Origin of the sequence: Thalassobellus citreus, from assembly GCF_044385915.1 — a bacterium.
Lineage (GTDB): Bacteria > Bacteroidota > Bacteroidia > Flavobacteriales > Flavobacteriaceae > Thalassobellus > Thalassobellus citreus.
In genome coordinates this window covers 76076-91628 of sequence record NZ_JBISCC010000129.1, presented here as the reverse complement: position 1 = coordinate 91628, position 15553 = coordinate 76076, and the positions used below count along the sequence as shown (strand labels likewise).

Annotated in this window: 13 protein-coding genes; 2 read left to right on the top strand and 11 right to left on the bottom strand. The window is 31.9% G+C overall.

What is annotated here, in order from left to right; translation table 11 throughout:
* Positions 1–2 precede the first annotated feature (2 nt).
* The 5 genes from ACH5TX_RS16400 to ACH5TX_RS16380 all read right to left on the bottom strand — a co-directional run bounded on the left by ACH5TX_RS16400 (position 3) and on the right by ACH5TX_RS16380 (position 8012).
* Positions 3–1979 (bottom strand): PAS domain-containing sensor histidine kinase, encoded by a 1977-nt coding sequence (locus tag ACH5TX_RS16400; protein ID WP_439340573.1) that lies wholly within the window; start codon positions 1977–1979, stop codon positions 3–5.
* Complete coding sequence (locus ACH5TX_RS16395; protein ID WP_439340572.1) at positions 1979–2518, bottom strand: heme NO-binding domain-containing protein; 540 nt, start codon at positions 2516–2518, stop codon at positions 1979–1981. Before ACH5TX_RS16395 ends, ACH5TX_RS16400 begins: the two co-directional genes overlap by 1 nt.
* A gap of 1 nt (position 2519) precedes the next feature.
* On the bottom strand, positions 2520–2933 hold the full coding sequence (locus ACH5TX_RS16390; protein ID WP_439340571.1) for a response regulator: 414 nt from the start codon (positions 2931–2933) through the stop codon (positions 2520–2522).
* Positions 2934–3060: 127 nt separating this feature from the next.
* The gene (locus ACH5TX_RS16385; RefSeq protein ID WP_439340570.1) at positions 3061–4494 is read right to left on the bottom strand and encodes a rubredoxin; all 1434 of its coding nucleotides are present in this window, start codon (positions 4492–4494) and stop codon (positions 3061–3063) included.
* A complete protein-coding gene (locus ACH5TX_RS16380; RefSeq protein WP_439340569.1) occupies positions 4491–8012 on the bottom strand; it encodes a molybdopterin-dependent oxidoreductase in 3522 nt (1173 codons plus the stop codon). Before ACH5TX_RS16380 ends, ACH5TX_RS16385 begins: the two co-directional genes overlap by 4 nt.
* A 428-nt stretch (positions 8013–8440) precedes the next feature.
* Between ACH5TX_RS16380 and ACH5TX_RS16375 the strand changes: the two genes are divergently transcribed.
* Together ACH5TX_RS16375 and ACH5TX_RS16370 are read left to right on the top strand one after the other, a co-directional pair.
* Positions 8441–9412 (top strand): toll/interleukin-1 receptor domain-containing protein, encoded by a 972-nt coding sequence (locus ACH5TX_RS16375; protein ID WP_439340568.1) that lies wholly within the window; start codon positions 8441–8443, stop codon positions 9410–9412.
* Between the two features lie 71 nt (positions 9413–9483).
* Positions 9484–9699 (top strand): hypothetical protein, encoded by a 216-nt coding sequence (locus ACH5TX_RS16370; RefSeq protein WP_439340567.1) that lies wholly within the window; start codon positions 9484–9486, stop codon positions 9697–9699.
* A gap of 80 nt (positions 9700–9779) precedes the next feature.
* Here the strand turns inward: ACH5TX_RS16370 and ACH5TX_RS16365 are convergent, their stop codons facing one another.
* From ACH5TX_RS16365 to nirD, 6 genes are all read right to left on the bottom strand, one after another.
* Entirely contained in the window at positions 9780–10715 is a 936-nt protein-coding gene (locus ACH5TX_RS16365; protein WP_439340566.1) for a ketopantoate reductase family protein, read from the bottom strand.
* A 63-nt stretch (positions 10716–10778) separates the two neighbouring features.
* Positions 10779–11360, bottom strand: coding sequence for a Crp/Fnr family transcriptional regulator (locus tag ACH5TX_RS16360; protein WP_439340565.1), 582 nt, complete (start codon positions 11358–11360; stop codon positions 10779–10781).
* Positions 11361–11393: 33 nt separating this feature from the next.
* Positions 11394–12059, bottom strand: a complete 666-nt coding sequence (locus tag ACH5TX_RS16355) for a response regulator (RefSeq protein WP_439340564.1) — start codon at positions 12057–12059, stop codon at positions 11394–11396.
* A 676-nt stretch (positions 12060–12735) separates the two neighbouring features.
* Positions 12736–14550, bottom strand: a complete 1815-nt coding sequence (locus ACH5TX_RS16350) for a sensor histidine kinase (protein ID WP_439340563.1) — start codon at positions 14548–14550, stop codon at positions 12736–12738.
* Positions 14551–14560: 10 nt separating this feature from the next.
* Positions 14561–15145: a DUF4202 domain-containing protein gene (locus ACH5TX_RS16345; protein WP_439340562.1), complete on the bottom strand. Its 585-nt coding sequence runs from the start codon at positions 15143–15145 to the stop codon at positions 14561–14563.
* Between the two features lie 11 nt (positions 15146–15156).
* Positions 15157–15534, bottom strand: a complete 378-nt coding sequence (nirD, locus tag ACH5TX_RS16340) for a nitrite reductase small subunit NirD (RefSeq protein ID WP_439335013.1) — start codon at positions 15532–15534, stop codon at positions 15157–15159.
* Between the last annotated feature and the right edge of the window lie 19 nt (positions 15535–15553).

Sequence of the window (15553 nt, the reverse complement as noted above, 5' to 3'; positions counted from 1 at the left end):
ATTTATTTTTTTAATGTGAAGTAAAAAGTTGATCCAATACCATATTCAGATTCTATCCATACGTTTCCTTCATATAAATCAACTATTTTCTTTACAATAGACAAGCCAATACCTGATGATTCTTTGCTTTTATTAAGTGAATGAAATATTTTAAAAATCTGATCATGATACTTTTCTTCAATACCAATACCATTGTCTTTTATTGAAAATTCATAATAAGCGCCCTTGTCTTTAAAATCTATTTCTACGGTACCTTTATCTTTATCTATAAACTTAATAGCATTACTAATTAAGTTTTGGAAGAGTTGCTGCAATTTAGTTTTATGACCTTCTACTTTAGGTAAACGATTATTGATATTAATTGAAATATGATTTGGAACGTAAAGTATTTCAATTAAATCTTCAACAAGTGTGTTTAAATCAATTTGAGTTAACACTTCATTTTGAGCACCTACACTTGAATAACTTAACACATCTGAAATAAGCTGCTCCATCTTCTCTAAAGTAGTTTCAATTAAGCCAAAATTTTGTAGACTCGTTTCATCTAGCTTACCTTCATTATCTTCTTTAAGCCAACTTACAAGTGCATTAATACTACGTAATGGCGATTTTAAATCATGTGATACCACATGCGCATATTCCTGTAATTCATCATTACTTTTTTCTAATTTTAAAAGTAATTTTTCTTTTTGATGCTCTAAACTTTTTATACCAGTTATATCTAAATGAATCCCTATAGAACCTACAACCTCGCCATTCAAATTATAATTAGGCGCGCCACTTACAAGCCAATGCTTTACATCTCCTTGTTTATTTTTTATTTTTAATTCATAAGAGCTAGATTCGCCCTTTTTACGTTTTGTTATTTCACTTTCTACAATTTTTTTTCCGTTAGCAATGGTAATTATTTCAGTTCCAATTTTACCTAGTAATTCCTTTTCACTATAGCCAGACATTTCAATAAAACTCTGGTTTACCATTAAAACTTTACCGTTAGTATCAACCTCTAATAAGCCCAAATTCATATTAGCAATAATATTACTATACTTTTGTTTTTGAGCTTCTAAACTCTGGCTATAATTTCGCCTTAATGTAACATCTCTATAACTCCATAAATGACCTTTATATTGATTGTTTCTAAAAATAGGAATGTAATCTCTTTCTAAAATTTTACCATCTACCATTTTTAGTTCATCACCTAAAACAACCTCTCTTTTACTTAAAACTTCTTCTATTTTAAGCACAAAATTTTCAGGATCGACAAACATGTTTTTACTTAATTCTGCTGCATTGGTACAATCTTGACCAACCATTAATTCTGGAGAAATTGGTATATTAAATATTTCGCAAAACTTTTTATTTGTAAGTGCTATTTTCCTGTTTTCATCTTCTAATAAAACGGCACTATCTAAATTTAAAATTAATGTTGACAATCTTTTTTCAGATTCAATCAACATATCTTCTGCTTGTTTTGCTTTGGTTATATCTCTAACAATACCTTGTGCTGCAACAGGTTTTCCATGATCATAAATTATACTGGCATTAATATGGACTAATTTAGCCTCTCCTTTTCTTGTAATTATATCTAAATAAAAATCTGTAAGTGTGCCTTTTTTAAGAAGTTGTTTAAAGGACTTTGCTACACGATCTAGCTCTGAAGGCTTTGCCATTTTTAGCAAATTATAATCTACTTTAGCATCCTCAAAACCTAATAATTCAACAGCAGCATCATTCAATTTAAGAATATTTCCTAGAAGATCCATAATAACATAGGCGTCAACAATATTCTCAAAAACACCTTGTAATTGCGAATCGGTTCTATCTAATAATGTTTCTAACTCTGAATAAGATTTTTCTAATTGCTGCTTTGCACTATACAATTCGGCAGACTTACTTTCTAGAATTTTCTCAGCTTGTTTTCTAGCAGCTTTCTCACGAGCAAGTGCTCGCTTTAAAATGTCAATTTCACTTTGGCTCATTAATTTTTCTGAATAAAGAACTTTACTTCTGTACCGTCTTCTTTTATTTTTTCTAATTCTATGGTTGCTGTAGCATCAAAATGTTCGAAGGTTTTATTCATTAAACCCAATCCGAAATGATGCATCGCTCTACTCGATTTATAAATCATGACCAATGAATTATCTGTTCTTTCAACAACTTCAAAAGTAGGTAATTCTGCATCTGGGTAAATTTTCATTACTTCTACATGGATGTGATTTTCTATAGAAGCAAGCATTTCTATGGGATCTTTATAGGTTGCTAAAAGACCTGGGTAACTTTGTTCTAAAACACTAAAAAAATGTTCGGCATATACCAATAACAAATCGTCAATTGAAATACTAGTATGCGCGCTTAAATGCTGTAATAGCTGAAGCATTTCTGAAAACTTATAGGTTCCTACTGATGTATAAATACCTTCAGATTCTAAGTTAGATTGTGAAATAATTTTATCAACTACTTCTAATCCAAACTTAACTTCTACTAAATCTAAAAACTCTGTAAAAACAATACCTTTCATCCTAAATTCGCTTTAATTCATTAATACTCCAATACGCTAATAGTTTTTCAATTTTAGAAACATAATCCTCATACTTCAAAGGTTTTAACACATATCCTGCTATACCAATTTCATAACATTCTAATAAATCTTTTTGATTGTTAGATGTTGTTAAAACAATGGTTGGTATAAATTTTAATGCCTTATCTGCTTTTAAAATTTTTAAAAATTCGATGCCATCAATTTTTGGCATGTTTAAATCTAATAAAATTATATCGGGTAATTCCTCTTTTTTCTCTAAAATAGCTAAAGCATCTTCTCCGTTATTAGCTTCAATAATTTTATGATTGAGTTTAAGTGATGAAATCGTTCTATTAAATTTCATTATTTCAATCATATCATCTTCTATTAGAAGAATATTTAGTGCATGTGTCATTACTTTTCAATTATTTTATAGTGAAAGTAATGCAAATAGACAGACGAGTAGATAGACTTCGTTTACTCGAATTTAAGTGTAGACGAATGACGGATAAGTGTCGACGAATGGAAAACGGTAATTTTTATTATTTAACCAAAACCTTTTTCTCAAAACTACTTTTTGGAGCTTCGCAAAGCGAACACTCATAAGTTTCTGAAAGGCTTTCAAAAGGTGTGTACGGCTCTATATTTTGAGTCATATCGCCATAAACCTCATTATAAATAGTTAAGCAATCTTTACATTGATAAACTTCTTCCTCTGTTGTTTCTTTATGAACTTCAAGTGTTTTTTCCTCGATGGTTTCAGAGCCTAATTGTTCGAAATACAACTGACTCAATTCCATCAATAAACCAGGTAATTCTACCTTATCTACATCTTGAACATGCATGATATACTCTCGGGTATTCGGGTCGAAATTTTTAGCATACAACAAGTTATACGTATCTCTAATAACAAAATCGCCTGAAACTTCTGGTTGCTTATTTTTTTCAACAACAACGGATGTAAAATTATAAGTATCACTACCGTAATTTGAAATACCAAATGTTAAACCATAGGTACTTATATCGTTCTGATCGAAATTAGTAACCAAATATTTTTTTAAGCTTAAAGCATCTTTATCGTTAACTGGTAAATGCCAATTCAATTCGAGCATAGAATGGCGCACATTAATACCATATCTGCCCAAAAACTTTTCCCACTGTATTTTAGAATCGATAGGAATTCCTTTTACAATAAAGGATTTCCATGGGGTTATTGATATTTTACCAATTTTACTTTCTGCGCATAACTCACACATAGCTTTTAAAAAGGATAAATCGTATCTGTTGTTTCTCCAATAAAGACCCAACCAATATTTATCCATAGCAATTCTATTCATGCCCTCGTAATACGGAAATGGGTAAAATGGTACCTCTAAAGGTTTATCTACTGTTCTGTTATTAGTGTCTATAGCATCACTAACTAAATCGAAAACAGTTTCTATGGTTTCTGGTTCTTCTTGCAAAATATTTTCAATAGCAAGTTCTATTTTATCCATGTCCCAACTATAAATAAGCGCGGGATACATTTCTGTTTTTTTCCATCCTGGAAGTCGAACATACAGATACCAATAATCTTCATGTTCTGAAGCTATAAAGTTTATATGCCCTGTAAATAAAGGCACTAAGCGTTGTTTAGGATCGGTAATATTTAATCGTAATTTAAGTTTATGCTTAAATTGCTCAATAACATACAAGTATCTATCACTAGTAAGCCATGAGGTACTTGGTAAAATATCGGCAGACACATAAGAAGACGCTATATTTTCAATACCATCTCTTTTGGGTTTTATAAATTGAAGTTTATCAAATTCGCTAAACTTAGTTTCATCAATATCTTCTGGGAAAATAATATCTTGTCTAGAACCAAAAGATATAGCATCTAATCCTAAACTTTCTGCAGCTTCACAAATATATTTAAGCTCTCCCGGAGATAACACACCTCCATTTATTAGTAATCTATATGGTTCTTTTATCATGCCAATACTTTTGTGTTATTCAATATTTCTCGAACTTCTGTTTTACAACTTCCGCAACCTAAACCGGCTCCTGTTTTATTACAAAGCGTTGTAAAGTCTGTACAACCATCTTGAATGGCTTCTTCAATATTTCCTGCTCCTACCTGACTACAAGAACACACTAATTTCCCTAAAACAGGCACGTCGTTTGAAGCACCTCGCAATAAGGTATTTCGTTTTTCAGACATTTCTATCTTACTTTCAATCATTGTTTTAAATTCGGCAAATTCGTTTTTATCGCCCATTAAAACAGCTCCAATTAAAAGATCATCTTTAACTATACATTTTTTATAGTAACGTTTTTTAATATCGGTAAAAATAACTTCCTCATAGCTATCATCATTTTCAGGGACATTTATCTCACCAATACTACAAAGGTTTAAATCATTGAATTTTAAGATATTCATTAACACTGATCCCTGATACGAACAACTAATATCGCCAGCAATAAAATTGGCTAAAATATTGGCTTGCTCTTCTGCTGCCGAAGTAATTCCGAATAACTGATTATTATATTCGGCTATTTCTCCAATGGCAAAAATATCTGGATGCGACGATTGTAAATGCTGATTCACTTTAACACCACGACTACAGTCAATACCATTTTCTCTAGCTATTTCTACATTAGGAATGGTACCAATGGCATACACAATAGCATTAGCTGTGATTAGTTTTCCACTTTTAAGCGTTATGTTTAATTCGCCTGTGTCATCATCATCAAACACCGTGCTTACTTCATTATCAAAATAAATTTGAATACCACGCTCTTGCACATCTAACGCCAATAATTTACTAGAGACTTTATCTAACTGACGCTCCATTAATCGCGAAGCACGCTGAATAATCGTGATTTTTACATTTTTGTGTTTCATGGCTGCTGCCAACTCCAAACCTAATAAACCACCACCTACAATAGCAACATGCTGCTCTTCTGCTGGTAATCCTGTGGCATCTAAATAATTTTTAAATGCATCGGCATCACTTTTATTTCGCATGGTAAATCTACCAGGTAAATCTATTTGAACATCCTTTGGAATAAAGGCACGACTTCCTGTTGCCAAAATAAGTTTATCAAAGGTGTATGTTTCACCATCACTAGCGGTAACCACTTTATTTTCTTTATCAATTTTAGAAATAAGTGTTTCAGGATGTACTGTAATATTCAGCTTGTTTAACTCTGCTTTCTTTATTTTAAGAAGTTGTTCCCATGATAATTCCTCGGTAACATACTCAGGTAATAATACGCGGTTGTAAAACAAATTAGGCTCTTTAGAAAACACATGGATTTCATCTACCTCGTTATATTCTCTATAATTTTGGACAAACCTAAAAGCTGCTGCACCTGCACCCGCAATAATTATTTTTTCTGCTTTCTTTTTATATTTTTTAACCGACACAGTCGTGAACTTAAAATCGGGTTCTTTAGACTGCGGATCTATATGTGTATTCGTTAAATTATTGGTTCTATTTAAATCGCTTTGCAACTGTTTTCCCCAATGCATAGGCAAAAACACCACGCCTTTTTTAATAGCATCGGTTACTTTAGCACGAACACGAACCACACCATTCGCACTTTTTATTTCTGAAATATCACCGTCTTTTATCTTATTTAAATACGCATCTACAGGATTTATTTCTAAAACGGGCGTTGGATAATGTGTTTTTAAACGCGATACCTTTCCTGTTTTAGTCATGGTATGCCATTGATCGCGCACACGACCTGTGGTTAATATTAAAGGAAATTCGGCATTAGGTTGTACCGACGTATTATTAATACTTTTTGCCACATTAAAAATGGCTTTTTGAGATGGCGTATAAAACTTTTTATCTTCAAATAATCTAGGAGTTCCGCTATGTCTATATTCTGGAACTGGCCATTGAAACGTCCCTTCGTTTTTTAATCTGTAGTAATTTAAAAAGGACACATCAATCTTCGTCCCTTTGGTCATAGACGCATACTCATCATAAATCTCTTCGGCACTGTTATAGTTAAAACCTCTAAAGCCCATACGCTGTGCAAAATCACAAAAGATCTCAACATCGGGTCTGGCTTCTCCAGGCGCATTAATTTCTTTAGGCAAGTACGAAATACGTCTTTCAGAATTTGTCATCGTTCCTTCCTTCTCTAACCAACCGGCAGCAGGAAGCACTAAATCGGCATACTCTAAAGTATCCGCTTTATGAGAAATATCTTGAACCACAACAAACTTCGCATTTTTCATGGCACGCTCAATTTGATGGGTATTTGGTAAACTTACTAACGGGTTGGTACAAGCAATCCAAACGGCTTTTAATTTGCCGCTTTCCAATGCTTCAAACATTTCGGTGGCTGTTAATCCTGGTTTTGGAGAAATATTATCGACACCCCAAAACTGAGCCACTTCACGTCGATGTTCTTCATTCTGTAAATCTTTATGAACCGCTAATAAATTAGCCATTCCTCCTACTTCACGACCACCCATAGCATTAGGCTGTCCTGTTAATGAAAACGGTCCTGATCCTGATTTTCCTACTTGCCCTGTTATAAGTGACAAGTTTAAAAGCGCTGTGTTTTTATCGGTTCCAACCACACTCTGGTTAAGTCCCATAGCCCACATACTAATAAAACCTTTTGAAAGTCCAATAGTATCGGCTGCTTTTCTTATTTCTTTTTCTGAAACACCACATAATTTTGATGCTTCTCTTAACGAGGTTCCAAAAATTTGTTCTTTATAATCTTTAAAGCCTTCGGTATATTTTTTAATAAAATCTTCATCAATCAAACCGCGTTTATATAAACAACGGGCAATGGCATTATAAAGAATGACATCGGTTCCTGGGAGTACTTGAAGATGAATATCTGCAAAGTTTGCCGTATCTGTTTTTCGTGGATCGACCACTATAATTTTAACGTCTGGGTTCTTTTCCTTGTGTTGCTCGATGCGTCTGAAAAGAATAGGATGACACCAAGCAGGGTTTGCACCCGTAATTAAAAAACAATCTGCCAATTCAATATCAGCATACGAAATAGGTACACTATCTTCTCCAAATGTTTTTTTGTAACCAACCACTGCGGAACTCATACACAGGCGTGAATTGGTATCTATATTATTCGTTCCTAGAAATCCTTTAGTCAGTTTATTGGCAATATAATATTCTTCGGTTAAACTTTGTCCAGACACGTAAAATGCCACACTATCTGGTCCGTGTTTTTTTATAATAGATTTAAAAACGCTAGCAGCTCTGTCTAAAGCATCATCCCAACTTACACGTTCACGCGGATGCGACCGACTCCATCGCATTTCTGGATATAAAATTCTATCAGAGGTGTCATTTACAACATAATGTAAATTCATTCCCTTAGAACATAGCATGCCTTTGTTTACGGGGTGGTCTTTATCGCCTTCAACTAAAACCTTGTTATTAAGATCTTTTTTAACAATAATACCACATCCAACGCCACAATAAGAACATGTTGTTTTTATTTCATTTTTAGACATTTACACCTGTGTTTTACACGAATTAATAAAATATTTTTATAACAAACAAGCGGCTTTACTTACTATTCTCAATACTTTAATAAAGCTATCTTAAATCAATTAAATTGATAAAATTTAACAACATTAATTAGCTTTTACATTTTCCATCATCAAGCACTTGGTTATTTACAAAATTAAGTATAAATACTTAATTTTAAAACACAAAAATACGTATTTTATGTAGAAATGTAATATTGATAATTATAAAATGTCGATTATGAGGATTTGATAATATGGAAGTAATACTGAATGTTATTATTTAGAATTAGTTAAAATGTTGACATATTTTACTGCTTTTAGTTTAAAAAACTTAACATATTTGTAGGTGTTTAATTATATTTGAGAGTAATTATAATTATAGATAGACATACTAGCGCTTTATCTAATATTTGCCAGTAAAAATTAAAACATTGAGTAAAATAGAAATTAATTATCCAAGAAAAGAATTCTTAAAAGAACTTAGCAGTTATATCGAGGAAGGAAATAAACTTCTTCAAACATACCAATCTAAATTTGTTCCTTCTATTCATCAAGAAAAATTAGAAAGAGAACTTAAATTTTGGAATGAAGAAGTACTAGAGTTTTTAGCAGTCAGATTAGAGTCAGTATTTTCAGAGAATACATATCTTGATGACTTCAAAAAAGTTAGTCTAATAGATTGGAATACGACTATTCAATCTATGACTGGAATGCATGTTGACAAAGTAGAAAGTAACTATCAACACTTATTAAATTGTATTAAAAAGAAAAATGATATTCTAATTTTATTAAAACGAAAATCAAAATTCATGGATAATACTGATTACCAGCGAGATAACATCATCAAAATAAAAGAAGAAAAAAAGAAAGAAATTTTTATAAGTCATTCCAATCTTGATGCTGAATATGTTGAAAAAATAATTGATATATTAGAAATAATAGGAGTTCCTAGTGACAAAATATTCTGCTCATCTTTTGAGGGGTATGGAGTAAAATTGGGAAACGATTTTCTTCAAGATATTAGACAAAGATTAAACAGTCAAGTTTTAGTTGTTTTTGTTTTATCAAAAAATTTTTATTCAAGTGTTGTTAGTCTTTGTGAAATGGGAGCCACTTGGGTAAAAACAAATTCACATATTCCCGTTTTAATACCTCCATTTGACTACAAAGACGTTAAAGGTGTAATACCTACATCTAATGGAATGAAAATTAATGAAAAACCAAAATATAATAGTCTAAAAACTCTTGTTGAAGAATTTCTTGACCTACAACCAATTAATAATTCTATCTGGGAACGAAAGCGAGATAATACCCTTAAAGAATTGAAAGTATTATTGGAAAACACCTCAAGTTCAAAAGAACTAACACAAAACAAAGATTAACATGTCATAACCATGTTCCAAATGTACTTTATATAAAAAAAACTAATCTTGAAAGTATATAAAAAAAGAAAATGAAAACAAAACTCATTAAACTGATTACAGAATATCCTTTCTATACTGGATGTATATTTCTGCTCATTGGAGTTTTCTTTTTAATTTACAAGATTAAAAAAAATGAATCATTTAATATGAAAAACTACAATACTGCTGGTTGGCAAGCCTTGATTAGTTCATGGGCATTAATTTTAATTTCAATTATATTTGGAATTATTCTAATTTTAAAATAAAAACGATCTCCTACAACCTAACCTAAATCAACCCATATTCTTTCGCCTTATTAGAAAGCTCTATAATATTTTTAGATGTTTTACATCCGTTTTATTTCTAAATATACACTTTCAGTAAAAGGAGTATTAATATTCATTTCTTTACCATATTTAAGAATAGCACCTGCAAACAATTCTAATTCATTATTTTCTTTTCCTGAATTCACATCAAGCTGTAAAGAAGTTGGCGTTTTTGGAGGAAATGTAGCTGCTTTTTCAAATGTTTTTTGAATAATATTTTCTTGTAAACAAATACCTTTTTTATCTGCAATTAATTTTATTTCAGCCATAATCTTCGTTGCCTCTTCTTTTTGAAATTCAATAGAACAAACGTCACCAATAGATGAATTATGCTTCGCTGTTACTAAACCAAAACTTGCTATAAAAATAAATTTCGTCCAAATATCAACTAGAGAATTCTCTTTAAACTCAAAATTTATTTTACTGTTTTCAATGATATTTACAATCCAATCAATAGTTTCAGAAGTATGTTCTGGGTCTTTACCTAAAATTAGTTTTCCTGCTTTACCTTTATGCTCAACAATCCCTTTCTCTTTTATATGTGAAGCCACATACACACAGGAAGGTAAAATAATATTTTTAGGAATTATTTTGCGAATTCTATCATAAATATCAGCTCCGTTCATCATTGGTAGTAAAACGGTTTTTTTTGTAATTACTTTGGATAGTTGGCTACAAATATTCTCTAAATCATATTCTTTAACGCAGATAAGCACCAAATCTGGATTCTTAATTTCAGAAATACTCTGATAAATAGCATCCGGCTTTGTTATACTATTTTTATGTTCTACAGAAAGTAATGTAAGTCCTTTTTGTTTAACTATTTCATATGTTTTATCCCTAGCTATAAACGATATTTGATGTTCTTTATTTGTTTCATTTCTCTGGCATATTTTAAATCCAAAATAACCACCAACTCCTCCAAGACCTATAATAACAATGTGTTTTTTATTCATTTTTTATTTTTTTACAAATATGAAAACTGTTGAACAAAAAAGCTCTTGATAAATGGCAAGAAATTATATTTTAATTATGTCTTTTCTAATTCTACTCAATGTACTATCTGTAATTCCTAAATAAGACGCTATAATTTTAAGAGGTATGTGTTGAAAAATATGAGGTTGTTGTTTTAAAAGATTTAAATACCTTGTTTCTGCTTTTTGACTTGCCATTTCAATGACTCTATCATTTAGTTTAGAATAATTTACAACAAACAAAAGCCTGCTAAACTCTCTAAATTCTGCAATGTTATGAAAGTTTGTTTGTACATTCTCTAAGCTTGTTTCCCAAAAGGAACAATCTGTTATCGTTTGATAAATTTCTTTTGTAGGTTGCTTTTTGAAAAAAGATAAAAAATCGTTTACAAAACAAGGAGCTGAATAAATGTTTGTTGTAATATCTTCATTGTCTTCATTTAGAATATATGAGCGCATATATCCTTTCTCTAAAAAATACGTTTTTGTACTAATCGTATCTTTATCAAGTAATATTGTATTCTTATCTAATGAGAAATCGCAAAATATTTCCGTTATTTTTTCCACAATTTCTTCTTCTATAGGAAACAAAGAATGAAAATAATTATTAAGTTTTGACTTCTCCATGAGTCTATTTTTTAGATACAAACAACTAAAACCCTAAATCAACCCATATTCTTTCGCCTTATTAGAAAGCTCCATAATATTTTTAACTTCTAGCTTTTTCATTAAGTTAAAACGGTGTACTTCGGCAGTACGTTTACTTATTTGAAGTTCTTCGGCTATATCTTTATTATTTTTTAGTTGGAGAACTAAATTAAGTATTTGCTTTTCGCGTTTGGTTAATTTAAAAGGCATTTCAATAACTTCTTTTTTAGGAGCTACGGCTGTATTTGTATTTCCGTTTACAAAGTTATTCATGATGATAGCCGTGACATCGCCTGTAAAATATTTGCCTCCAGAAGCGACTTTGGTTAAGGCTTTTATAAATTCATCTTTACTAGCACCTTTAAGTAAATACCCATCGGCTCCTGCTTGAATGGCTTGTACAACGTATTCTTCGGAATCATGCATAGAAAGCACCAAGGTTCTTACATCTGGATGTAATTTGCTCATGGCTGCAACCACTTCAATACCATTCATCTCTGGCATACGGATATCCACAATCAGCACATGAGGTTTATTGTTTTTAATAACCTCAAGCGCTTCTTTTCCGTTGGATGCTTCATCAATAACCACAATTCCAGATTGGTCTTCTAAAAGGGCTTTGATACCGTCTCTTACTAAAACATGATCGTCGGCTAATACTACATTGATAACATCCATAGGCTTTATTTATAAGTACAAAAATAATGATTTTAAGTAATACTACGTAATTTTGATTGAAAAAGCATGTTGTTTTTGGGTTTCTTTTCTTTTCGAGTGAAAGGATAAATTGTATCATACAATCATGTTCAGCCTCACTCTTATGCGATGTCTCAATCGTTCCTCTTGTCGACATGACTAAAAAACGAATACAAATTTGAGCTACTTTGTCATTTCGAACGAAGAGAGAAATCGCATAACAATTGTCACGCAAAAACGCTAAGGCACTAAATTTTAAACTTCTTTGTAAAGCAAGAAATCACATAATACGAATCATGTTCAGCCTCACTCTTATGTGATGTCTCAATCGTTCCTCTTGTCGACATGACTAAAAAATACATCATTATTAAAAAAAACGAATACAAATTTGAGCTACTTTGTCATTTCGAACGAAGAGAGAAATCGCATAACAATTGTCGCGCAAAGACGCTAAGGCGCTAAGTTTTTACTTTATCACGGAGATACTCGGAGGTTGCGCAGAGACTCTCGGAGGTTTGTAACGGATTGATAATTGAGCTCTTTGTCTTTTTGAGTAAAACGAGAAATCGCAACACAAGAATCAAACGTAACAATCTTGGTTATGCGATGTCTCAATCGTTCCTCTTGTCGACATGACAAAAACATACTTTTAATTTTTCTAAACCAAAGGAATATTCAAAGTAACACGCGTGCCCTTACCTATTTCCGAATTAAGAAAAAGTCGCCCATCAATATACTTAATACGCTCTCGCATGAACGTCATACCCATACCGCCACCACCATTTTTAACATTCTTAACCTTGGCAGGATCGAAACCTTTTCCGTTATCGTCAATCACAATACTCAGCATATTCTTGCTATGCGATAAAGACACTAAAACATGCTTAGATTCTGCATATTTAATAGCGTTATTAATAGCTTCTTGTACAATTCTGTAAATATTAATTTCAACTAAAGACTCCAAGCGCTCATTAAAATCGGTTTTATTAAAAAACACAATATCTTTATTCGTAAGTTTTGATAATTCTTGGGTAAGCTTTATTAATGCTGGCACAATACCATGATCTGATAATTCTGGAGGTGTTAAATTAAAAGTCGCCGTTCGAACCCCTTTAATAATATTTGTTGTGAGTTCTTTTAAATACTCAATCTTTACTGTGGCTTTTTCAACATCTTTGGTATCTATACTTTCAAGATTGTATTTTAAACCTGTTAGCATCTGCCCAATACCATCATGCACATCTTTAGCAATACGATTTTGTTCCTTTTCTTGATTTTCAATAATCTTACTTGAGATTATTTTTTGCTGACTCATTTTTTCCTCAAAACTTCGTTCTGTAAGACGTTCTATTTCAATTTGAGCTGCTTTTCTATCTGTAATATCTGAGGCTATAATGAGTAATTCAGACTTATCATCGGTAGGATTAAAAGGAATAATAGCCATTTCTAACCAAACATCAACACCATCACTTGTAGTTCCTTTTACTTCACCTTGCCAACCTGTTTTTTTATGTTTTAAAACAATATCATCTATAATTAATTGTTCCTTTCCATGATTAGAAAGCACTTGCGAAAAACTCAAACTTCCGCTAAACTTAGTATATTTAAAAAGACGCGAAAATCGTTTTCCCATGTGCAATAACTCACCATCCTGATTGGTTCTTGCAAACAGCAAGGTTTCATCCATGGCGCGACTTAAAGCCCGCAATTCTTTTATCGATTTTTCTTTGGCAACACTTAAGGCATCAGCATCAATTGCCATTTTTTTTGCTTTCTTTTCTGCGGTTAGCAACTCAGCAAGCGTTGCTCGTACGGTTTTCGCCGTAGGCCAAAAAATGAATAAAAATTCGCCTAACAATATTAATAAAGTCAGCGCTGTAAGTAACATTTCTAAGTTTCGTAACCAACTTACTTTTTCATCGGCTTCCAAATCGTACTGATTTACAATCTGATCCATCATTAAAAGGAAATCACCTTCATGGGCGCGAACCGTTTTAATATCTTCTATAAAAGACGATAAAGGCAAAGGTGGAATGTTTTCAATCTTTTTAACTATAGCATTCGATGCCTTACTAATAGTATCAAACGTAGGGTTTAACACTTTAAACTTATTAATAATAACCGCACTATTTTTTCCTGGTAAGCCTAAATTATCATTACCTTTTTGAAGCGCATTATGCGATACTTCCCAAAGGTTTAATGTTTGTTTAATATTGTCTTTAAGAGCAATACGTGCTTCTAAATTTTCTTCAGTAGAAAGTGCAACAATATCTTTTGTTAATTTCTGACTCAACATACGCTGTCTACCTGCCACATTTATAACCGTAGAATCGCTTTGCTGATCGTTAAGATGCTTACGAATAAGAATCTGACTAATAATAACAGAAAGTGCAATGGTACTTAAAGCAATTATGTATAAACGGCTTAACTTATCAAACGTTCTTTGGTCTAATGAATTTCCGCCTTTTGCCATGCTTTTTTATTTAAGAAATAGCCTGTTTAACTAATGACAAACTTTTTTCTGAAAAAGGAAGTTTTAAGGCTTCTGCATGTCCGTTATCAGACATTTTAACCCAAGTCTTTTTCAGGATATCTATTACTTTTTCATCGGTATGTTTTGCTGCAAACTCTTCAAAGTAATAATCTAAAAACACCAAACAAATTACATCTTCAATTATTTGGCTTTCTTCATTCTTCTTAATTAATTTCTTGTTAATCAATAAAGATACTCTATCAATAAATTCTTTATCATACCCAACCTGATTCAGAATTTCAGCCGTTATTTCGGCATGCATTTTCTTTAAAGTTTCACGCCATTTTAAATACCCCACTCTATCCATCGGATATTCGTTTCTGGCTATTTTCCAACGGCAAATATGTTGCGCACGCGCTGCAATTCGAAGTGCTTTAGACGCATTAGGATTAAACTGCAAAAGTTTCCTAGACATACGTTGTGCGTACAATAATTCTTTAGGATACTCTATACCAAAAACCTCGTAATTATTAGGGTCTTCAGAGTTTTTCTTATCTATTAATGCTATGGCAGTTTCAAATCGTGTCGGCTTCATTTTTATGTGTATTAGTCTGAAAAGCCAATATACACATTTCCGCTTTCAATTTTAACAGGATACACAGCAATTTTTAAATCGTCGCCAGCTAAATTCGATCCATCTTCCAACGAAAAATTCTTTTTATGCATGGGGCAAGCCACTTTTGCAACGCCATCCTTATCGCCTATCATTCCTAACGACAATACCATTTCCATTTTATGCGGACATAAATTTTGGCAGGCATACCACTTACCTACTCTAGCAAAATTATACACCGCTATTTGCTTAGTTTTGTACTTTATACAAGCTCCTGTATTCTCTGGAAAATCTTCAATAACTCCAACTTTAAACCAATCTTTTACTTGAGTTTCAGTAACCGTTTCGTATTGTTCTAGTATATTTTGCATATCTATTCTTTTTGTTGAT